Genomic DNA, 19,215 nt, shown 5'->3' on the forward strand with positions numbered 1-19,215 from the left:
CATTCCAGGAGGAAAGCCCCGGGTGCATGGCGCCCTGGCCTCCTGGTGGAAACGGTCGAATCGTGGGCAGGATGAGACGTCTGGTGTAACCCACACCGTGGTGCTCCGCCGCCACCACCTGGAAACCGCCATGGCTCCGCAACCGCCCGCTCCCCCGCCCGAGACCCCACTCCAGAAGAACCTGCGCCGCATGCTGGAGGCCATCGTCGAGGGCCAGCGGCGTCACGCGGAGTGGAAGGAGAAGTGGGAGCGCTATGACGCCCGGGAGAAGGAGATGTGGGCACGCCAGCAGGCCGAGGGGTGGGAGCAGTGGGCCCAGCGCCAGGCCCAGGGCGTGGAGAAGTGGGCCGAGGGGGTGGAGAAGTGGGCCGAGGGGGTGGAGAAGTGGGCCGACCACCTGGGCAAGCGCGAGCGCCGCAAGATGGAGCGGCGCATGCACCGGCGGATGTTGCGCGAGCAGCGGCGTGCCCTGAAGCGGCAGCGGCGGGCCGAGGAGGCCAACCCGCTGATGGGGTGGATGTTCGCGCTGGCGGCGGTGGTGATGGTGGCGATGGCGCTGCGCATGCCCGACAAGTGGTGGCTCATCTTCGTGGCGCTCGGCATGGGCGCGGCGTCGGCGGGCATCCTGGGCCAGGTCCAACAGAACAAGCGGGCCCGGCTCCAGGGAGGGCGGGGCACGGCCGCGGTGGAGGCGGACGTCCGGAGCGAGGCACCCGTGAAGCCCACGGCCTCCAGCGGGACGGTGGCGTCCCCGGCGCCGGAGGACCCGAGGACGGCGCGGGTGGACGCGCTGTGCGACAAGCTGCTGGCGGAGTTGCGCGCGGGGCCGGGAGTGCTGCGGGACGTGGTGCACCAGCCGGAGCAGACGGTGGAGGGGCTGCGCAAGGGCTGCCACGAGCTGGCGCGCCGGGAGCGGGAGCTGCGCGCCTTGACCACGCCCGAGGACGAGCGCCGGCTGGAGGAGGAGCACGGGAAGCTGGCGGCGCGGGTGGCGTCCGAGCGCGACGCGGTGGTGAAGGAGCGGCTGGAGAAGACGCTGCGGCTCTTGGACGAGCAGCGGGGACAGCGCGCGGAACTGGCCACGGCGGCCTCGCGGTTGGAGGCCGAGCACATGCGCCTGTACTACACGCTGGAGAACCTCTACACGCAGGTGCTGCGGGTGCGCTCGGCGGACACGGCGAGCGCGGACGTGGCGGGCGCGGGGCTGCGCCGGAGCGTGGAGCAGCTCGGCCTGGAGATGGACGCGGTGGCCGAGGCCCTGGAGGAGGTCCACCGCGACGCCCCGCCCCGGGAGCGGGTGCCTACTCGTTAGCCTGGGCCTGCGTCCGGGCCGGCGTGGTCGACGACGCGCTCACCAGGCGCACCGTCTTGATGTTGAGGAACTCGAGGATGCCGTGGCGCGCCAGCTCGCGCCCGTGGCCCGAGGCCTTCACCCCACCGAAGGGCAGGCGGGGATCGCTCGCCACCATGCCGTTGACGAACACCGAGCCGGCCTCCAGCCCGTCGATGAAGAGGCGCTGCTCGGCCTCGTCGCGCGTCCACACGGAGGAGCCCAGTCCGAAGGGTGAATCGTTGGCGATGCGCAGCGCGTCCCGGGCGTCCTCCGCGCGGAAGAGCACGGCCACCGGGCCGAACATCTCCTCCGTATAGGCCGGCGTGCCCGGAGGCGGGTGGGCCAGCACGGTGGGCGGGTACCAGAAGCCCGGCCCCGAGGGCTTGCGCCCGCCCAGCAGCAGCTTCGCCCCCGCGGCCACGCTGCGCTCCACCTGCTCGTGCAGCCCGTCGCGGATGCCCTCCGTGGCGAGCGGGCCCACCTCCGTCCGCGGCTCCAGCGGCTCCCCCACCACGGCGCGGCGCATGCGCTCGACGAAGCGGCGCTCGAACTCGTCGTAGATGGGCTCGGTGGCGATGAAGCGCTTGGCGGCGATGCAGGACTGGCCGTTGTTGATGAGGCGCGCCTTCACCGCCGACTCCACCGCCTGCTCCAGGTCGGCGCTCGGCAGCACGATGAAGGGGTCGCTCCCGCCCAGCTCCAGCACCACCTTCTTGAGTTGCCGGCCCGAGTGCTGGCCCACGTCACGCCCCGCGCCCTCGCTGCCGGTGAGTGTCACCGCGCGGATGCGGGGGTCCTCGATGAGCGGACGCACCGCCTTCGAGTCCACCAGCAGCGTCTGGAAGGCGCCCTTCGGGAAACCCGCGCGCAGGAAGAGCTCCTCCAGCGCGAGCGCGCACTGGGGCACGTTGTGCGCGTGCTTGAGCAGCCCCACGTTGCCGGCCATGAGCGCCGGGGCGGCGAAGCGCACCACCTGCCAGAAGGGGAAGTTCCACGGCATGATGGCCAGCACCGGCCCGAGCGGCTGGTAGCGCACGAAGCTCGTGTCCGGCGGGGTGGCCACCGGCTCGTCCGCGAGGAAGCGCTCGGCGTGCTCCGCGTAGTAGTGGCAGGCGCTGGCGCACTTGCGGGCCTCGGCGCGCGCGGCCTCCAGCGGCTTGCCCATCTCCTCCGTCATCATCCGCCCGTAGCGGTCCGCCTCGCCCTCCAGCAGCTCCCCCGCCCGGCGCATCCACCCGGCGCGCTCGCTCAGGGGCGTGTGGCGGTACGTGTGGAACGTCTCCTCGGCGAGCTTCAGTCTCGCCTCCACCTCCTCCGGCGTGTGGGGGGAGAAGGTGCGCAGCGTCCTTCCAGTGGTGGGGTCGACGGTGGCGAAGGCCATGGGGCTGTCCTCTCGATGCTCCGAGTGTGGGTCCGGCTGCTGGGTGCGACAAGGAGTACGTCAGGCCCCCGTTCACGCCTGCACGTGACGCCCGGACAGCGCTGTCACGGTGTGCACGGCGTCCTACGACTTCAGGGCCGTCCTACATGACAGCGAATTCATGATTTCTGATTCATTATTGAAGCATCGGTTTCAATTCCGACGCGCCACATCCGTTCCCTCTGAAAATCGTGCTTTCCTTTGTTTAGTAGTGACGGCATGTTTCAGCCGTGACGGCATGCCCAGGAGGGTGTTCCTGTCTTTTCGCGGGCTTGGGGGGTTGGCTCGGTTCCTGCTCTTCATTCCGCGCAAGTGGGGCCGGTGGGGTGATGGAAACGTCGCTTCTCCGAACCCGTAGAAACTCTTTTTTGAGGAATCCATGCGCTTCAATCTCCGCCACGTCGTCCCGTTCGCCCTGCTCTCGCTGATGGGGTGCGGTGCCGAGACTCCCGTTGACCAGGAGCAGCTGCCCGTCGTGGCCGAGGAGCTGGGTCAGGAGCAGTCCATGCTCCAGGCCTCCAAGAACCCGAGCTGCCTGGGCGGGACGGAGGGCACCCGCTTCCTGAGCGACTTCGAGCGCGAGCAGGTGACGGACAACATCGCCCACTACTCCATCCGCGTGCAGGTGGGCCCCGACGCGGCGCACGACGTCGTCACCCTGCACCGCGTGGTGAAGGAGAAGTACGCCTGGGTGCCGAAGAAGAGCCGCGAGTCCCTCTTCATGGTGCACGGCGACGCCTGGGACTTCCGGGGCGCGTTCATGACCAGCACGCTGACGAGCGAGGTGGCGGCGGACCACTCCATCGCCGTGTACCTGGCGGAGCGGGGCGTGGACGTGTGGGGCATCGACCTGCGCTGGACGCATGTGCCGCTGGAGACGCAGGACTTCACCTTCATGAAGGACTGGAACCTGGGCACGCACGCGCGGGACGTGGGCGTGGGCATGACGGTGGCCCGGGCGGTGCGCGCGCTGACGGGCAGCGGCGGCGACAAGATGAACCTGCTGGGCTGGAGCCGCGGGGCGATGGTGTCCTACGCGTACATGAACGCGGAGACGCAGCTGCCGCCGGGCCTGCGCAACGTGAGCGGCTTCATCCCGGTGGACATGGTGATGAAGTTCGGGCCCGAGGCCGAGCAGCAGCGCCAGTGGGCGTGCACGCGCGCGAGCGTGGCCGAGATGATTCTGGCGGGCGGGCGCTACGAGGGGAACCTGTCCGGCAATGGCGCCGGGGTGCTCATCATGCAGGTGGGGATGGCGGCCAGCGCCTGGCCGAACACCGTCGCCGAGGTGCCGGGCATCGAGCTGCCGCCGCATACGACCTACGGCCAGCTCGGTGTCACCGTGGGGGCCGCCACCTACACCTTCCTCTCCAACGCTGCGGCCGGCATCCAGCCGTCGGTGCCCGGCTACCACTTCACCGCGGGGCGCTTCGACCCGAACAACAGGCTGACGGGGCTGGAGTACGTGGAGGCGCGGCAGTTCTTCGACTTCCTCTCCGCCGCCCACCCGTACCAGAGCTTCACGGAGATCGTGGAGAGCGAGCAGCTGCAGTGCGGCACGAAGGATCTGCCCTACGACGACCACCTGTCGAAGGTGAAGGTGCCGGTGCTCTACGTGGGCGCCGCGGGTGGCTTCGGCACCTATGGCGAGTACGTGGTGAAGAACCTGCTGGGCAGCAAGGACGTCACCATCCACCGGGTGCAGCGGCTGCCGGATGCGTACCGCGCCGCGGACTACGGCCACGCGGACCTCTTCCTGGCCAAAGACGCCGAGAAGTCCGTGTGGGCCCCCATCTACGAGTGGATGAAGAAGCACTGACAATTGGAGCGCGGGGCGTTGCCGTCGCCCCTGTGCCCGGGCCCCGCTCGAACGCGGGGCCCGTTTTTTTTTGGACGCATCCGCCCGGCCCGGGGGCTCCCGGCCCTTGCCCGGCCCATTACATTGGGCGCCCGTGTTCCGGGATTCTCCCGGACCCAGAGCGAGGGCCCCCCCGTGGTCGACAACATCTGGACCGAATTCGCCAGGAGCTATGACGTCATCTGCTCCCAGCTCAACTGCTACCGGCGGATGGTCGCGAAGATCCTCCGTGACACCGAGGGTCGCAGGTACGTCATCGATGCCGGGTGTGGCACGGGGCTGGTGAGCCAGCCGCTCGTCGAGCGGGGGCACACGGTGGTGGGCTTCGACAACAACCTGGCGATGCTCGGGCTGGCCGTGGGCAAACAGGCCGGGGCGCCGGAGGAGGCGCGTCGCCGCTGGAAGGTGCTGGAGGGGGACGTGTGCTCCTTCCCCTCGCAGGTGCCGGGTGAGGCGGACGCCGTGGTGCTCAACAACGTCCTCTTCTACGTGCGCGCGCCGGAGCAGGTGCTGCGTCAGGCCCTCGAGCACCTCAAGCCGGGCGGCGTGGTCATCGCCACCGGACCCCGGCAGCGGCCGGACCTGCACAAGGTGATGGTGGGCTCCATCGAGGAATGGAAGGCGGAGGGCCGCTGGGACGAGTCGCTCCAGGCCGCCACCGCCTACCACGTCGACGTGACGCGCAGGCTGGTCACCGACCCCAACGAGATGGTGACCTTCTTCCAGCCGGACGAGCTGGTGGACACGCTGCGGCGCCTGGGCTTCTCGCGCGTGCTCGCGGCCGACAGCGACGACTACTACGGCGAGAACTACTACGTCTGCATGGCGCGGTAGGGCTATGCCCGGGTCTCGAGGGGCGGCGGGCCGTGCGTCAAGGCCGCCACGTGGAGCGCCAAGGGCCTGTCCATGCGCTTCGACATCGAGGCCGTGCGCCATGACTCCGGCCCACGGCCTCGAACCGCCCGGTGATTCAGTGCACCAGTCCCAGCAGACGGGCGTCGTTGATGATGCGGTTGCCGTCCACCTTCAGGCGGTTGGTGAGGAAGGGCGCGATGCTCGCCGAGTCCTTGTGCAGGCGCGCGTAGTTGTTGTCGTAGATGCGCGTCACGATGAGCTGCGCCGAGGCGATGATGCGCTGCAGGTTGTGCTGCAGCTCGTTGCCCTCCATGAGCAGGTGGAGCTCGCAGATGTACTTGCGATGGTCCTCCAGCATCTTGAAGAGCGCCTTGCGCTGCTCGCCGTTGGGCACCCGGGCCTTGGCCCCGGTGACGACGACGACGCACAGTTGCTGGCGGTAGGCCTCGTAGGCCTCGCGGAAGCGCGTGGTGACGATCTGGACCTCGGCCGGGCTGGGCGGCTGTTCCCAACGGATGAAGAAGACCTTGTTGATGAGGCCCGTCTTGTAATTCGGAGGAGACACGGTAGCGGCGGCGAATGCGGACATGGGACCATCACTCCCCAGGCTGGCCGGGATGGGTACCCGGAAAGGTATTCCGAGCGGCTGACGTGCCCGGCACGCGCGACGACATCGACATCATGGTGGCGCCAATCTGGTGATCCCCGACGCCATCCCCAAGGCCATGACGGGTCGTTTGCCGTCGTTCGCACGAATGATCTGCGTGCGATGTCGGGAAGCTCACGAATGCGGGGTGCGCTCTGGTGGGAGAGCACCTAGGGTGTGGGAATGCGACTCTCTCCTGGTGAGCTGAAGGAGCGTCTCCACGGGTGGATGGGGGGAGACGGCATCGGCCTGCTGGCCACGCTGCTGGCCCTGCTGGCGTTGGGGCTGGGGTTCATCGAGCTGTCGGACGAGGTGCGTGAGCGGGAAACCCAACACTTCGACGAGCGCGTGCTGCTGGCGCTGCGGAAGCCGGGCAGTCCGGAGGAGCCGCGCGGGCCGCTGTGGTTGGCCGAGGCGGCCCGGGATGTGACGGCGCTGGGCAGCGTGTCGGTGCTGACGCTGGTGGTGTGCGCGGTGAGTGGGTTCCTCATCCTGGTGCGGCGCTGGAGGACACTGGCGCTGGTGGTGGGCTCGACGTTGGGCGGGGCGGTGGTGAACTCGCTCCTCAAGAGCCTGTTCGCCCGGCCGAGGCCCACGGTGGTGCCACACCTCACCCAGGTGCTGACGGAGAGCTTCCCCAGCGGACACGCGATGCTGTCGGCCATCGTCTACCTGACGTTGGGAGCGCTGCTGGCGCAGCTCGTCGATCGGCGGTGGCTCAAGGCGTACCTGGTGGGCGTGGTGCTGGCCCTCACGCTGCTCATCGGGCTGACGCGGGTGTACCTCGGGGTGCACTACCCCACGGACGTGCTGGGCGGATGGATGGCGGGGCTGGGGTGGGCGCTGCTGTCGGCCGTGGTGGCCCGTGCGGCCCGACGGCGCAGCCCCGGGCTGCGCGAGGAGTCCCGAGGCGATACCGCGCCCTCATGAGGTGGATGTCCACCCATGTCCACCCGCCGTGGGCCTGCACGGCGTGAGGGGCGTCGTCGCGCAAGCTGTCTCCTTCTGTGTCGGCGCTCTTCCTCGCGGCCGTTCTGAGCGGATGCGGAGCGGGGGTCGAGGGCACGGAGTCCTCGGACATCTCGACGGCGCGCGGCGCGGACGGACTGGAGCTGGCGGCGAACCCGGGCGAGGTCCTGCCCGCGCCTTCCGCCGCCGCGAGTTGCACCCCGCTGTGCGGCGGGAGTTGCGCGCCGGTTCAGCTCGCGCAGACCTCCGGTCTCGCTCAGCCCATCCTTCCTTTTGGCACGAGCGTGTACTTCTCCGGAGCCATCACGTACGAGGCCAGCTACAGCTACTTCGGCCGAGCCTCCAAGCAGGGCGACTCGAGTGTCCTGCTGGCCGAGAGGCTCCAGCTCCCGCCCACGTCTTTGTCGAACGGAACCTCCGCCTACGCCGTCGTCAGATACCCGGGCAACTCGGGGCTCGGCCACCTGAACGAGTTCAAGCCCGACGGAAGCATCACCTCGGTGCCGGGCATCGACGGCTCGCGCTCCCTCTCCATCACCGCCGTGGACGCAACGAAGCTCTATGCGTTGGAGCGCGGTGACGAGAGCGTCTGGTCGACGCCGCTCAAGGGAGGCACTTGGACCCGGGCCACTCAGTCGATCGCGAACGTGGCGGGCAGGAGCGTGCGCGTGGACAGCTCCTCACCTGCTTGGGGGAGCGACCTCGGGGAGACGACAGACCTTCACTGAACGCGATCACCTCCAGCGGAACGTCTTGTCCGCATACTTGAATCGGCCATCCCCGAGGGGGACGCTGTTCTGCCGAAGCTCGGCACGGATGCGGTCGACAACGGTGGACTCGAAGTACGGCACGTCGAAGGTCCGCTGCCCGTAGCCACCGTTGTTGTACGTGCTCTTCGTCTTCGTGCCCTCGGCGGCGGAGGGCCAAAAATCGAGCGGAGGCATGCGCTCGCCTTCTGCACCGGGGAGCATCGAGCTGCTCCAGGTGCCCCTTACGGTTGGGTTACGGACCCTACGACGCGAGGCACCTTTTGCCCGCCCTGTCCAGGCTGTCCGGATTTGTCGGAGGCGCCCAATAGAATGGGAGTCACCCATCGGAGGCGCTGATGACGTCCACGCTGCTGGTGCTACTGCTCCTCGCTCAGGCGGAAGGGCCCGACAACCCGCCCGATGGGGCAATAGGGCCACCGCTGCCGGCTGGCGCGACGGGCGGCGTGGAGCACTATGTCCAACGGACCCCCATGCTGGTGCTGGACGGCGGCGAGGAGTTCGGCGTCAACCTGGGCGCTCCGGTGTGGCTGCGGCTGGGTGGTGGATCTCCAGGAGCCGGGTGGGTGCGCCGCGAGGACTGGGACAGCCTCTCGGACTGGGGGCAGCTCGTGCGCGGCCTCAAGCTGGGCTCAGACAACGCGCCCGTGGCGCTGTGGGTGGGCGGGTTGGAGAGCTACAGCCTCCTCTCGGCGCACCTCACCGGCACGCTGGGGCCTCTCTACACGGAGGCCTTCTCGGGCGTGCTGGGCGCGCGGCTGATGGGCGCGGAAGTCTCGCTGGACATTCAGCACCTCCTCTTCGGTAGGCCCAGGCAGCGCGGGCGCTACACGCTGGCGCTCTCCGCCGTGCATGGCTGGGGCTGGGCCGGAGGACGGGCCCCCAGGTGACGCTGGCGCACGTGGACGGGACGGCGGTGGTGGGGGCGGGCGCGGATGCGGTGACACCCACGCTGGACATGATGGAAGTGGCCGTGAAGGGGATGGCAGTGGGTCTGGGGCAACCCGGGGCGCGCTCTCAGGGTGCGGCGGAGGTGCGCTGGCGCTTGCTCGGGGGGCACCTGTACGTGCTGGGCCAGGGCGGCACGCTGCTGTTTCCGCGAGGCCAGGGCGCGCTGCGCCCGGGGGCCTTCGCTTCCGTGGGCCTGGGGGTGGAGCATGCGCGCTGAGTCGCCAGGATGCAGGTGGACGGGGCTGCTGCTCGCCCTGGCCCTGCTGTCCAACGCCTGTGCGTCGCTGACGTCACCACCCGGACGGAGGACGCACCTGCGCTACACGCCGCACGAGGCTGCCGCGCCCGCATGGGCCGGAGACCCGGGCGAGGAGTCCGCGCCCGAGCCCGAGGGTCCACAGCGGCTGCACCGCCGCCAGGACGTGCGGGAGGCGGTGACGGCGGTGGGCCCTGGTGGCACGGAGGAGACGGCGTGGCAGAGCGCCCTGGCGGCCCACCTGGCGTTTCGCGGTGCCCTGCTCGACGTGTCGGGCTCCACCCGCGACCTCTCCGGGGAGCTGTCCAGGTTGCGCAAGAGCCACTGGGGCATCGCCGGCAAGGCCGCTGGCCTCTTCGTGCCCTCTATCGAGTATGGTCAGAGCCAGTTGCGGTGGTTGGACGCCGAGCTTGCCGCCGCCACCCGGCTGGCCCACGCCGCCGCGGAGGTGGAGGACCCGGACATGCAGCTGGCCCTGCTGCGTCTGGCGGGCCCACGGCTGGAGGCCGCCATGCTGGGCGCGCTGCTGCTCGCGGCATGGGTGGACTTCCTCAACCTCCTCGATGTGGCGTTCAAGCAGGGCTACGACTCGGTGGAGACGCTGTTCGTGGACATGGACCGCTGGCGGAAGATGGTGGAGCCGGCCATGGCGGCACTGGCCTCGCGGGAGCCAGGGCAGGTGGAGGCAGCGGCGGAGAACATGCCCGCACTGATGGGCTACCTGTCCGGCGAGTTCAACAGGACGGCGGAGCGCCTTCACTCGGGGCTGAGGAGCGTCGAGAAGGTGATGTTGCTGGCGCAGCTCATGGAACTGGTGACGATGAGGTCGGCGCTGAAGTTCTCGCTGCCCGCGTTGCGACCCTCGGCCCCCGTGACACTCGGGGTGGGCATGGTGATGGGCAACAACGGCGTGATGATGGGCACGCGCATTGTCGTCTCCGCCGAGTGGGTGGAGATGGTGAACCGGCTGGTGCGGGCGGGCGTCCTCTCCTTGCCCGCCGTCAGCGCCGCAGTGCGGATTCAGGCCGGCCAGATGATGATGGCGCACGGCGAGATGCCGCGCGGCGTGCGCGAGGCTCTCGGCGACGGGCCCGAGGTACGGGGCATGCGGGTGACGGACAGAGCGGGGGCCGGCATGGCCGAGCCCCCCCGGCACCACGTTCTGCCCAAGGAGTTCCGCGAGTGGTTCGAGAAGCGCGGCTTCACTGGCGACATGGACATCGACAAGTTCTGCGTCAAGCTGGAGCAGGCGCACCACGAGGCCATTCACGGCGGTGGCGACTGGAAGCTGGGCCGCACATGGCCCGGCGAATGGAACCGGATGGTCATGAAGGCGCTGTTTGATGCCGAGACCAGGGCTGGCCGGATGTTGACGCGCAATGCGATCCTGAGAATTGTCGCGAACAACATGAAGCGCTACAGGATCCCGATGAATTTCGTCCCATGGAGAGGACCATGAGCGACGGACGTGCCTGGCAGGGCAACATAAAGGCGCGCCTGTATGAGCGGGTCCGCAAGCGCGGCTACGACTCGCTCACCGCCTTCGCCGAGGCGCGTCCCACCGCTTCGCTAGTGGAACTGGCGGACGAGCTTGGCCCTGATGACATCGCGGCAGTGCAGGTGTTCAGCGGGTTGGTTGCCGAGGCGGAGCGAAGCGGCAAGGTCACGCGTCTGGTGCGCGGGCAACTCGTGCGCGAATTGGCCGAGGCACTCCCAAACGGCTGGCCGGCCGTGCTGGATGACGAAGCCCGTTTCGCTGTCGCCGAGGCGCTCGGCCTCTGGTCTGCCTATACCCCTGAAACTCATGAGGAGCGTGTCAGGAAGGCCGGCGATGCGCTCCTCGCCACCCCACCGCCGCCCGGCTGGCGTCCGCTCGGCCCTGACGACGAGTTGCTGCTCACACTCCTGCCCGACGAGGAGGTCTGATTCTCCGCCGCTCCTCCAAGACAAGAGAGCGCGCGACGACAGACGAGAGGTGCCTATCATGAAGATTTCCTGAACGACCCATGCGCATCCTGTCTGTTTCCGACACGCCGCGGGCCGCGCATATCTCGCGGGTCCCTCATCAGGAGTCACGCATGTTGAAGACCCCCGCGTATGCAGCCGTTGCTCCGAACCAGCCGCTGACGCCGTTCTCCATCGAGCGGCGCGAGCCCGGTCCGCACGACATCCTCCTCGACGTCCTCTACTGCGGCGTCTGCCACTCCGACATCCACCAGGCCCGCGACGAGTGGGGCGGTGGCATCTTCCCGATGGTGCCGGGCCACGAAATCGTCGGCCGGGTGAAGCAGGTCGGCTCGAGCGTCACGAAGTTCAAGGTGGGTGACCTCGCCGGTATCGGCTGCATGGTCGACTCCTGCCGCACCTGCGAGACGTGCGGCCGCGGGTACGAGCAGTTCTGCGAGAAGGGCATGGCCGGCACCTATAACGGCACCGAGATGGACCGGAAGACGCCGACGTACGGCGGCTACTCGTCGCGCATCACCGTCTCCGAGCACTTCGCGCTCAAGGTTCCCGCCGGCCTCGGGCTCTCCGCCGTGGCCCCGCTGCTGTGCGCCGGCATCACCACGTACTCTCCGCTACGCCAGTGGAACTGCAAGAAGGGCGACCGGGTAGCGGTGGTGGGACTGGGCGGTCTCGGCCACATGGCGGTGAAGTTCGCCGTGTCCATGGGCGCCGAGGTGACGCTGCTCAGCACGTCTGCCTCCAAGGAGGCCGATGCGCGCCGCCTGGGGGCCCACGCCTTCGCGAACTCGAAGGACGAGGCCACCTTCCAGCGGCTGGCGCGGCGCTTCGATCTCATCATCGACACCATCTCGGCCCCGCACGACTACAACAAGTACCTGGGCCTGCTGCGCGTCCAGGGCACGATGGTTGTCGTCGGCGTCCCGCCCGAGCAGGTGCCCGTGCACGCGTTCTCGCTCATCGGCGGGAACAAGCGGCTCGCTGGCTCGATGATTGGCGGCATCGCCGAGACGCAGGAGATGCTCGACTACTGCGCGAAGCACAACATCGTCTCGGACGTCGAGGTCATCCCCATCCAGAAGATCAACGAGGCCTACGAGCGGATGATGCGCGGCGACGTGCGCTACCGGTTCGTCATCGACTTGGCGAGCCTGGCCTCGTAGAACAGCGCCTCGATGGCCTTCACCCCGCTCAACGCCCTGAACGCCTTCCTCGCGGTGGCCCGCCGTCGCAGCTTCGCGGCGGCCGCGGCGGACCTCGGCATCTCTCCCTCGGCGTTGAGCCAGTCCGTGCGCCAGCTCGAGGCGCGCCTGGGCGTCACCCTGCTCACGCGCACCACGCGCAGCGTGGCGCTCACCGAGGCGGGCCAGCGCCTGCTCGAGAACGCTGGCCCCGCCGTGGACCAGGCGCTCGAGTCGCTGAAGACGGCCTCGGCCCGACCGGGCGAGGTGACGGGGAGGATCCGCCTCTCCGTGCCCTCCATGTCCGTGAAGACGGTCATCGCGCCGCTGCTGCCGCGCTTCGTCGCGCGCTACCCGAAGGTCGAGGTGGACGTGCGCGTCGAGGACCGCTTCGTGGACATCGTGGCCGAGGGGCTGGATGCCGGCGTCCGCCTCACCGAGTCCATCGAGCGCGACATGGTGCAGGTGCGGCTGTCCGGGCCGAGCCGGTTCGTCGTGGTCGCCGCGCCCGCCTACCTCGCGCGCAGGGGCACCCCGGAGAAACCGGATGACCTGCTCGCTCACGACTGCATCTGCATCCGCGCGCCGACCCGCGGCGGGCGCTACGCGTGGGAGCTCGAACGCGGGAAGAAGAGCTGGCGCGTTCCGGTCCGGGGGCCGGTCACGACCGATGATTGGTCGCTGATGAAGGCACTGGCCGAGGAAGGCGTCGGGCTCATGTACACGTTCGAGCCCTTGATCGCCGCCGAGCTGACGCGGGGGAGCCTGCGCGTGGTGCTCGAGCCGTACGCGCCCGTGGTGCCGGGCCTCTTCCTCTACTTCCCCAGCCGTGCCCAGGTGTCACCGGCCCTGAGGGCCTTCGTGAGCATGGCCCGCGAGGGGATGGCGGGCCCGGGCCGTTAGCGGCTCGAAGAACTGGGACTTCGCGCTCGACTACGTGAAGGTCCACGCCGAGCGGAAGCTGGCCGCGGGCGAGGAGGTGGACACGTGGCGCGGTGTTCCCGAGTGGGCCGAGTCGATGAAGGGGACGCGGATGAGCAGCGACAACCTCTGGAAATGGCAGCGCCTGTGCACCAAGGCGGGGGGCTACTTCCTTGATCCGTCGAATTCGCCCGGCGTTGGCGCGGAGCCGCTGCTCTTCTCGCCCTTCTCGTTCGGGGCCATGCGCACGAACAACGGTATCGTCCTCGAGAAGCTCCTCTCCGACGACGCCTTCTACGACGCGCTGCGGATGTCCCCGAAGCTCTCGCGCATCACCATCCCCTCGCTCGTGCTGTGGGGGCGGCACGACGGCGCGGTGCCGGTCGCCATGGCGCACGACGCCTATGACAACCTGGGTACACCTCCCGAGCACAAGTTCCTCGTCATCTTCGAGAAGTCCGCGCACCTGCCACCCTTCGAGGAGCCCGAGGCCTTCCTCGAGGCGGTGACCCGGTTCATCGAGAAGTACCGCTGAGAGGAGTCGCTTGGGACTCCCTCCAACGAGATTCCCGGGGACGTCAGGATCGCGGCTTGGACTCCTTCAGCCGCTCGACGAGGGAGAAGGGGTGGAAGGCCAGGTGGTCGATGTTGCGGTGGTACGCCGCGAGGTAGGGCTCGCCCCCGAGCTGGATGACGGCTTGGGAGGGCCGCTCGGGCAGATTGTAGAACCAGGCCTTCGCCTCCTCTCGCGTGTCGAAGGTGGCCACCGGCGGAGGAAGGCCAGCCTGCATCATCTCCTTGAGGTGGTGCTCGATGGAGTGATGGGAGAGCAGCCTGCGGAAGTTCCGAGCACGGTCATACACGACGACGTGGTACTCGTCCGCGACCAGAACACAGGCCATATGGGGCGGCCTGGGATGGTTTTTCAGCCAGCGTTCCGCTTCTTCGCGCGTTGCGAAGGCGGCGATCACCATCTCGGGTCCTTCGGTCCCGAGATCCTCGCGGTAGTCCTCGAACTCATACTGCTGGCCGGTCTCATTGATGAATCTGAGCGCTTCGGCTGCGATGAGAAGCAACTCCTTCTCCTCTGGAGACTGGGCCTTCTCATGAATCAAGCCGAGGAGGTTTATCGCTTCGAAGATGCTCTTTCCGATATCCATAGGATGCCGCCGTGATGTGGGGGTCGAGCAGGGCTCGTCAAGATGCCAGGAGAGCCGCTGGAGCGAGGACAACGAGCCCCGCACCCGCGGAAACCGTGACGAACGCAACGCCTGCGATGACGACAATGCTTCCTACCAGAATGGCCTCATGGTTGTGCTTCAGCCAGTCAACAGCCTCATCCATGGCCGAAAACTCCTGGAATTGGCGGCCCTCCAATTCCTGACAATCACGATAGGGTTGCCTGCATTGCTTGTTACACCATTCTTCCTTCCCATCTTGACGCACTGACGGTTCTCCTCATCGCAGTCACGCGGATGGCCCGACACGCGCACGACGCGTCCATATGACCCACGGGCGCTCGAGGAGAGCCTGTACCCGGAGAGCTCGAAGTCCTCGGCACGTCGCCAGTCGTGGGTCACCTGACCGTCGGGTGACTCCTGGATGACGAGCACGTAGCGGGTGAGTTCTTCGGCCGCGGGGGTGATGGTGGAGCGGGTGGTGCCGCAGGAGACGAGCAGCACGCAAAGTGCCGAGGCCATGAGCCTGGAGGGTGTCATAGGGGGGGCGCGGAAGCCGGGAGGGGCGGGCTCCGTAGCATGCGACGTCACCCGGGCCAACATCTCCGCATCGCTCCCGAGGCTGGCCGTGCGCGGTCGTGGTAGTCAAAAGCCGTGGACGATCTCGACGCCCGCAGACGCGAACAGCACAAGCAGCGCCTCTCCTGGATGCCGTGGCTCTACTTCACGCTCAAGCCTCGTCACCGCGCCTGGGCCGAGGCCTGGCAGAAGGAGGTGCAGGACCGACTGCGCGAACTGGAGACGGTGGAGATCGCCGAGGGCTGTTTCATCTCCCCGGAAGCCCATTTGTTCGCCGAGCCGGGCCGCCCCATCCGCATCGTGGGCCCCGGGGTGAGCATCGCCGCCAATACCTTCGTGCACGGGCCGGTGGTGCTCGAGGCCGGGGTGAGCCTCAACGCGCGCGTCAGCCTGGATGGAGGGGCCGCCGGCATCCACATCGGCGAGGGCAGCCGCATCGCCACCGGTGCCACCCTCTATGCCTTCGATCACGGCCTGGCCCCGGATCGCTCCGTGCGCTCCCAGCCCGTCACCTCACGCGGCATCGTGCTCGGCAAGGACGTGTGGGTGGGGGCCAACGCGGGCGTCACCGACGGGGTTCGCCTCGGCGATCATTGCGTGGTGGGCATGGGCGCCGTCGTCACCCGGGACGTGCCTCCCTGGGCCATCGTCGCCGGCGTCCCCGCACGGGTGATCGGCGACCGCCGGGACCGCCGCCGCTCCGGCGCCCCCGACCCCTCCTGGCCACCATCTGACGATTCCGGGGACTGATTGACCGGTTTTCCCTGGTATTCATGTCAACTCCCGAGAAAACGGAGCCGGACCGGGGGCCCCCGAATTGACGCCGCTTCATTCGAGGGTCTTATGCTTCCGAATATGTAGAGGGCCCGTCTGGTGGAGTATGGCGTGCGCGGGAGGAGCCCTCGGCAGACGGCAGGGGGAATCCGTCTCCGAAGCGCGGCCGTCTCCCCGGGGGAAAGGAGCACGGTATGGCGTACCAGGAACTGTCGCAGGCCGTCGCCTTCGATGCGGAGAGCCCGGCGCCGGGGGCGCTCTCGAGGATGGGCCTTCTGGCGCTCGCCGCCAACCTCCGTTCGGGACTGTCCGCGGACGCGCTTCGCTACCACTTCCTGGCGGAGCAGCTCAGCGAGGTGGTCTTCCAGCTCGACGGCCCGGGCACTTTCACCTTCCTGAGTCCCACCTGGAGCTCGCTCACCGGCCTGCCCGTGGAGGACGTGCTCGGGCAACCGCTGGTGGAGATGGTGTACCCGGAGGACCGGCCGCGCGTGCGGGCGGTGTTGGATGCGATCGCCGCGCGCGTGCAGGCGTCCTTCCGGCTCGAGCTGCGGTTGCTCGCTTCCGGGGGGGTCCGATGGGTGGAGCTGGCCGCTCACAGCTCGCCGACGGGTCAGGGAGAGGTGCTGGGGACGCTGGCGGACACCACCGAGCGCCGCCAGCTGCAGGCGCGCCTCCAGCAGACGGACCGGCTGGCCACGCTGGGCATGCTCCTGCCGGGCTTCGCGCACGAGATGAACAACCCGCTCGCCTTCATGCTCGCCAACCTGGAGTACCTGCTCTCCAGCATGGGGGACGTGGCCGGGGCCACCCCGGCGAGCCAGGTGGCCGAGTGGCGCGAGGCGATCGCCGAGGTGCACGAGGGGGCCGAGCGGCTGCGGCAGCTCATCGGCCACCTGCGCGGCTTCCGGGCGGAGTCGGGCCAGGGGCCGGTGGACGTCAACACGCTGCTCGACACGGTGGGCCAGATGGTGTCCAGCACGCTGCGCACGCGCGGGCGCCTGGTGCGTGACTACAGCGCTCGGGCCCCGGTGGCCGGCAGCGAGAGCGGGCTGCGCCAGGCCCTGCTCAACCTCGTCCTCCACGCCGTGCTGTCCCTGCCCGATGGGGAGGACACGGAGGCGAACGAGGTGCGCCTCGTCACCCGCGACGGCACGGGCCACGTGGTGGTCGAGGTGCATGACACCGGCGCCGGCATCCCTCCCGAGCTGCTCCCCCACGTCTTCGAGCCGCTCTTCACGGCGCGGGACGCCCGCCCGGGGCCGACGCTCTCCGTGTGCCGCGACATCGTGCGCACGCTCGGGGGGAGCATCTCCGTGAGCTCCTGCCTGGGCCGGGGGAGCGTCTTCCGGGTGACGCTGCCCAGGGTCTCCTGAGCCGGGCCAGCGGCCGGCCCTGCATCACCCGTCCCGGGTTCCTAACCTTCAGGAAGGGCGTCTTCGCCCCTCGTGGAGGTTTGTGTGCGTTCGTCCGTCATCCGTCTGGGTGCGCTCGTGCTGGCGCTGGTGCTCGCCGCCTGTGGCCACCGCGGTTCCCGGGAGGAACAGTCGGGTTCCGGGCTTCCCGTGGAGCAAGGCGGGCAGGGGCTCGGTGGCTCCTGCGCCGGGCAGCAATCGTTCCTCATCGGCAGCGGCATCCACGACATCACCGGTCCCGCCGCCGAGGTGGGGATGATGGGCTACGTGGAGTTGGAGCAGCAGACGACGGGCATCCACCAGCGTCTGCGCTCGCGGGCCTTCGTCATCGCCTCACCGTGCAACGGCAAGCGCGTGGCGATCGTCACCGCGGACCTGGGCATGGTGTTCCAGGGCGTGAAGCAGCGGGTGGTGGAGCGGCTGCGGGCCACGTACGGGTCTCTCTACTCGGATGACAACGTGCTGCTGAGCGCCACCCATACCCACAGCGGGCCAGGGGGGTACTCGCACTACGCGCTCTACAACCTGAGCACGTTCGGCTTCGAGCCGGGGAACTTCGACATCATCGTCGAGGGCATCTACCAGTCCATCGTCCGGGCCCACGAGCACCTGGGGCCGGGCCGCATCACCCTGGCGGCGGGGGATTTGCTCGACGCGAGCCGCAACCGCTCGCCCGAGGCCTACCGGCTCAACCCGCCCGAGGAGCGCGCGCGCTACGCCCACGACACGGACAAGCGGATGACGCTGCTGCGCTTCACCAGGGAGTCGGGCGTGGAGGTGGGGCTCCTCAACTGGTTCGCGGTGCACACCACCTCCATGGGGCAGGCGCACCGCCACATCAGCGGCGACAACAAGGGGTACGCCTCCTATCTCTTCGAGAAGTCGATGGGCACGCGCTACGATGCCCGGGGGGACACCTTCGTGGCCGCCTTCGCGCAGGCCAACGAGGGCGACGTGACGCCCAACATCTTCGGGGGCGAGGACGGCGGTGGCCGGGACGACTTCGAGAGCACGGAGATTTCGGGCCGCAAGCAGTACGAGCGCGCCGCGTCGCTCTACGCGAGCGCCACCACGCCCCTCACCGGCGGGGTGGACTACCGGCACGTCTACGTGAAGATGGACGACGTGGAGGTGCGGCCCGAGTTCACGGACGGCACCGCGCGGCACACCTGCCCGGCGGCCATCGGCATCTCCATGCTGTCGGGCGCGGAGGACGGGCCGGGCGTGGGAGGAGGCGAGGGCGCGACGTGCGCCGCCATGCACGACGTGTGGAGTTCCTTCACCTGCTCCACCACCACCACGTCCTGCCAGGCGGAGAAGCCCATCGTGTTGCGGATGGGCGCGATGAAACCCTTCCCGTGGAGCCCCGAGGTGCTGCCGATGCAGCTCGTCACCGTGGGCAACGTGGCGATGGTGGCGGTGCCCTTCGAGCTGACCACCATGGCGGGGCGCCGCCTGCGCGAGACGGTGCGGGCCCGGCTGGCGCCCGCGGGGGTGACGGAGGTGGTCATCGCGGGCCTGTCCAATGCCTACTCCGGCTACGTCGCCACGCGCGAGGAGTACGCCCTGCAGGACTACGAAGGGGCCTCCACCCACTTCGGCCCCTGGACGTTGGCGGCCCTCCAGCAGGCGTTCGACTCCCTGGCCCAGGCCCTGCGCGAGGGCTCGTCGCTGCCTCCGGGCCCGCGGCCTCGCGATCTGTGCCAGCAGCAGAGTCAGTTGCGGCCCGGCGTCCTCTTCGATGACAAGCCGCTGTGGAAGGACTTCGGGGACGTCCTCGTGGACGCGCACGCGTCCTACGCTCGAGGCGAAACGGTGCGCGTCACCTTCCTGGGCGGGCACCCGAAGAACGAGCCGCACATCCAGGGCTCCTACCTGCGCGTGCAGCGCCGCGCGGGTCCGCTGTGGGAGGACATGGCGTACGACTGGGACTGGGAGACGAAGTACACGTGGCGGCGCGGCTACTGCCTGCCCACCCTGGCGTGCTCGCATGTCACCATCGAGTGGGCCATCCCCCAGGACGCGCGGCCGGGCACCTACCGCATCATCCACGAGGGAGACTGGAAGTCCGGCTGGGATGGTCGTGTGCGACCCTACCGGGGCACCTCGAGCGGCTTCACCGTGCGGTGAAACGGGCCAGGCCTGCG

The 19,215-nt window shown here is 69.0% G+C and carries 20 protein-coding genes; 15 read left to right on the forward strand and 5 right to left on the reverse strand.

The annotated features are described in order from the left end of the window. The first annotated feature begins 130 nt into the window (after nucleotides 1-130). Nucleotides 131-1,312: a hypothetical protein gene (locus tag JQX13_RS19900; RefSeq protein ID WP_239014926.1), complete on the forward strand. Its 1,182-nt coding sequence runs from the start codon at nucleotides 131-133 to the stop codon at nucleotides 1,310-1,312. On the opposite strand, the gene JQX13_RS19905 is transcribed toward JQX13_RS19900, so the two are convergent. Then, complete coding sequence (locus JQX13_RS19905; RefSeq protein ID WP_203410534.1) at nucleotides 1,302-2,714, reverse strand: NAD-dependent succinate-semialdehyde dehydrogenase; 1,413 nt, start codon at nucleotides 2,712-2,714, stop codon at nucleotides 1,302-1,304. The two genes, JQX13_RS19900 and JQX13_RS19905, sit on opposite strands and share 11 nt — an antisense overlap. A gap of 418 nt (nucleotides 2,715-3,132) precedes the next feature. On the opposite strand from JQX13_RS19905, the gene JQX13_RS19910 reads away from it, so the two are divergent. Together JQX13_RS19910 and JQX13_RS19915 are read left to right on the forward strand one after the other, a co-directional pair. Continuing rightward, complete coding sequence (locus JQX13_RS19910; protein ID WP_203410535.1) at nucleotides 3,133-4,572, forward strand: hypothetical protein; 1,440 nt, start codon at nucleotides 3,133-3,135, stop codon at nucleotides 4,570-4,572. 174 nt (nucleotides 4,573-4,746) lie between these two features. Continuing rightward, complete coding sequence (locus JQX13_RS19915) at nucleotides 4,747-5,445, forward strand: class I SAM-dependent DNA methyltransferase (RefSeq protein WP_203410536.1); 699 nt, start codon at nucleotides 4,747-4,749, stop codon at nucleotides 5,443-5,445. A gap of 136 nt (nucleotides 5,446-5,581) precedes the next feature. On the opposite strand, the gene JQX13_RS19920 is transcribed toward JQX13_RS19915, so the two are convergent. Beyond that, nucleotides 5,582-6,055: a DofA protein gene (locus tag JQX13_RS19920; RefSeq protein ID WP_239014928.1), complete on the reverse strand. Its 474-nt coding sequence runs from the start codon at nucleotides 6,053-6,055 to the stop codon at nucleotides 5,582-5,584. 285 nt (nucleotides 6,056-6,340) lie between these two features. Between JQX13_RS19920 and JQX13_RS19925 the strand changes: the two genes are divergently transcribed. After that, entirely contained in the window at nucleotides 6,341-7,042 is a 702-nt protein-coding gene (locus JQX13_RS19925) for a phosphatase PAP2 family protein (protein ID WP_203412122.1), read from the forward strand. Nucleotides 7,043-7,119: 77 nt separating this feature from the next. Beyond that, entirely contained in the window at nucleotides 7,120-7,809 is a 690-nt protein-coding gene (locus tag JQX13_RS19930) for a hypothetical protein (RefSeq protein WP_203410537.1), read from the forward strand. A 6-nt stretch (nucleotides 7,810-7,815) separates the two neighbouring features. On the opposite strand, the gene JQX13_RS19935 is transcribed toward JQX13_RS19930, so the two are convergent. Continuing rightward, nucleotides 7,816-8,025: a hypothetical protein gene (locus JQX13_RS19935; RefSeq protein WP_203410538.1), complete on the reverse strand. Its 210-nt coding sequence runs from the start codon at nucleotides 8,023-8,025 to the stop codon at nucleotides 7,816-7,818. A gap of 161 nt (nucleotides 8,026-8,186) precedes the next feature. Here JQX13_RS19935 and JQX13_RS56375 point away from each other — a divergent pair, with 161 nt between their 5' ends. The 7 genes from JQX13_RS56375 to JQX13_RS19965 all read left to right on the forward strand — a co-directional run bounded on the left by JQX13_RS56375 (nucleotide 8,187) and on the right by JQX13_RS19965 (nucleotide 13,657). After that, a complete protein-coding gene (locus JQX13_RS56375) occupies nucleotides 8,187-8,738 on the forward strand; it encodes a hypothetical protein (protein WP_430384183.1) in 552 nt (183 codons plus the stop codon). Continuing rightward, nucleotides 8,735-9,016 carry a hypothetical protein gene (locus tag JQX13_RS56380; protein ID WP_430384184.1) on the forward strand — a complete coding sequence of 94 codons (282 nt, stop codon included), beginning with the start codon at nucleotides 8,735-8,737 and terminating at the stop codon, nucleotides 9,014-9,016. The genes JQX13_RS56375 and JQX13_RS56380 overlap by 4 nt, the downstream gene beginning before the upstream one ends. Further along, nucleotides 9,006-10,514: a DUF2380 domain-containing protein gene (locus JQX13_RS19945; RefSeq protein ID WP_203410539.1), complete on the forward strand. Its 1,509-nt coding sequence runs from the start codon at nucleotides 9,006-9,008 to the stop codon at nucleotides 10,512-10,514. Before JQX13_RS56380 ends, JQX13_RS19945 begins: the two co-directional genes overlap by 11 nt. Further along, complete coding sequence (locus tag JQX13_RS19950; RefSeq protein ID WP_203410540.1) at nucleotides 10,511-10,981, forward strand: NUDIX hydrolase; 471 nt, start codon at nucleotides 10,511-10,513, stop codon at nucleotides 10,979-10,981. Before JQX13_RS19945 ends, JQX13_RS19950 begins: the two co-directional genes overlap by 4 nt. A gap of 152 nt (nucleotides 10,982-11,133) precedes the next feature. Then, nucleotides 11,134-12,183, forward strand: a complete 1,050-nt coding sequence (locus tag JQX13_RS19955; protein WP_203410541.1) for an NAD(P)-dependent alcohol dehydrogenase — start codon at nucleotides 11,134-11,136, stop codon at nucleotides 12,181-12,183. A gap of 12 nt (nucleotides 12,184-12,195) precedes the next feature. Next, on the forward strand, nucleotides 12,196-13,104 hold the full coding sequence (locus tag JQX13_RS19960; protein WP_203410542.1) for a LysR family transcriptional regulator: 909 nt from the start codon (nucleotides 12,196-12,198) through the stop codon (nucleotides 13,102-13,104). 34 nt (nucleotides 13,105-13,138) lie between these two features. After that, entirely contained in the window at nucleotides 13,139-13,657 is a 519-nt protein-coding gene (locus JQX13_RS19965; RefSeq protein WP_203410543.1) for an alpha/beta fold hydrolase, read from the forward strand. 43 nt (nucleotides 13,658-13,700) lie between these two features. Here the strand turns inward: JQX13_RS19965 and JQX13_RS19970 are convergent, their stop codons facing one another. Both JQX13_RS19970 and JQX13_RS19975 read right to left on the reverse strand, forming a co-directional pair. Beyond that, on the reverse strand, nucleotides 13,701-14,282 hold the full coding sequence (locus JQX13_RS19970; RefSeq protein WP_203410544.1) for a head protein: 582 nt from the start codon (nucleotides 14,280-14,282) through the stop codon (nucleotides 13,701-13,703). Between the two features lie 37 nt (nucleotides 14,283-14,319). Beyond that, nucleotides 14,320-14,466 (reverse strand): hypothetical protein, encoded by a 147-nt coding sequence (locus tag JQX13_RS19975; protein WP_203410545.1) that lies wholly within the window; start codon nucleotides 14,464-14,466, stop codon nucleotides 14,320-14,322. A 542-nt stretch (nucleotides 14,467-15,008) separates the two neighbouring features. Here JQX13_RS19975 and JQX13_RS19980 point away from each other — a divergent pair. From JQX13_RS19980 to JQX13_RS19990, 3 genes are all read left to right on the forward strand, one after another. Continuing rightward, on the forward strand, nucleotides 15,009-15,629 hold the full coding sequence (locus JQX13_RS19980; RefSeq protein ID WP_203412123.1) for an acyltransferase: 621 nt from the start codon (nucleotides 15,009-15,011) through the stop codon (nucleotides 15,627-15,629). Nucleotides 15,630-15,847: 218 nt separating this feature from the next. Then, a complete protein-coding gene (locus JQX13_RS19985) occupies nucleotides 15,848-17,029 on the forward strand; it encodes a two-component system sensor histidine kinase NtrB (protein WP_203410546.1) in 1,182 nt (393 codons plus the stop codon). A gap of 84 nt (nucleotides 17,030-17,113) precedes the next feature. Next, nucleotides 17,114-19,198 carry a neutral/alkaline ceramidase gene (locus tag JQX13_RS19990; protein WP_203410547.1) on the forward strand — a complete coding sequence of 695 codons (2,085 nt, stop codon included), beginning with the start codon at nucleotides 17,114-17,116 and terminating at the stop codon, nucleotides 19,196-19,198. Nucleotides 19,199-19,215: the final 17 nt, after the last annotated feature.

This window comes from Archangium violaceum, assembly GCF_016859125.1.
GTDB classification, from domain to species: domain Bacteria; phylum Myxococcota; class Myxococcia; order Myxococcales; family Myxococcaceae; genus Archangium; species Archangium violaceum_A.

What these genes read in the sequence shown, in the direction of transcription:
- JQX13_RS19900 (WP_239014926.1), top strand. Translation starts at nt 131, where the DNA reads ATGGCTCCGCAACCGCCCGCTCCCCCGCCCGAGACCCCACTCCAGAAG.
- JQX13_RS19905 (WP_203410534.1), bottom strand. Translation starts at nt 2,714, where the DNA reads ATGGCCTTCGCCACCGTCGACCCCACCACTGGAAGGACGCTGCGCACC.
- JQX13_RS19910 (WP_203410535.1), top strand. Translation starts at nt 3,133, where the DNA reads ATGCGCTTCAATCTCCGCCACGTCGTCCCGTTCGCCCTGCTCTCGCTG.
- JQX13_RS19920 (WP_239014928.1), bottom strand. Translation starts at nt 6,055, where the DNA reads ATGTCCGCATTCGCCGCCGCTACCGTGTCTCCTCCGAATTACAAGACG.
- JQX13_RS19925 (WP_203412122.1), top strand. Translation starts at nt 6,341, where the DNA reads ATGGGGGGAGACGGCATCGGCCTGCTGGCCACGCTGCTGGCCCTGCTG.
- JQX13_RS19935 (WP_203410538.1), bottom strand. Translation starts at nt 8,025, where the DNA reads ATGCCTCCGCTCGATTTTTGGCCCTCCGCCGCCGAGGGCACGAAGACG.
- JQX13_RS56375 (WP_430384183.1), top strand. Translation starts at nt 8,187, where the DNA reads ATGACGTCCACGCTGCTGGTGCTACTGCTCCTCGCTCAGGCGGAAGGG.
- JQX13_RS19945 (WP_203410539.1), top strand. Translation starts at nt 9,006, where the DNA reads ATGCGCGCTGAGTCGCCAGGATGCAGGTGGACGGGGCTGCTGCTCGCC.
- JQX13_RS19950 (WP_203410540.1), top strand. Translation starts at nt 10,511, where the DNA reads ATGAGCGACGGACGTGCCTGGCAGGGCAACATAAAGGCGCGCCTGTAT.
- JQX13_RS19955 (WP_203410541.1), top strand. Translation starts at nt 11,134, where the DNA reads ATGTTGAAGACCCCCGCGTATGCAGCCGTTGCTCCGAACCAGCCGCTG.
- JQX13_RS19960 (WP_203410542.1), top strand. Translation starts at nt 12,196, where the DNA reads ATGGCCTTCACCCCGCTCAACGCCCTGAACGCCTTCCTCGCGGTGGCC.
- JQX13_RS19970 (WP_203410544.1), bottom strand. Translation starts at nt 14,282, where the DNA reads ATGGATATCGGAAAGAGCATCTTCGAAGCGATAAACCTCCTCGGCTTG.
- JQX13_RS19975 (WP_203410545.1), bottom strand. Translation starts at nt 14,466, where the DNA reads ATGGATGAGGCTGTTGACTGGCTGAAGCACAACCATGAGGCCATTCTG.
- JQX13_RS19980 (WP_203412123.1), top strand. Translation starts at nt 15,009, where the DNA reads ATGCCGTGGCTCTACTTCACGCTCAAGCCTCGTCACCGCGCCTGGGCC.
- JQX13_RS19985 (WP_203410546.1), top strand. Translation starts at nt 15,848, where the DNA reads ATGGCGTACCAGGAACTGTCGCAGGCCGTCGCCTTCGATGCGGAGAGC.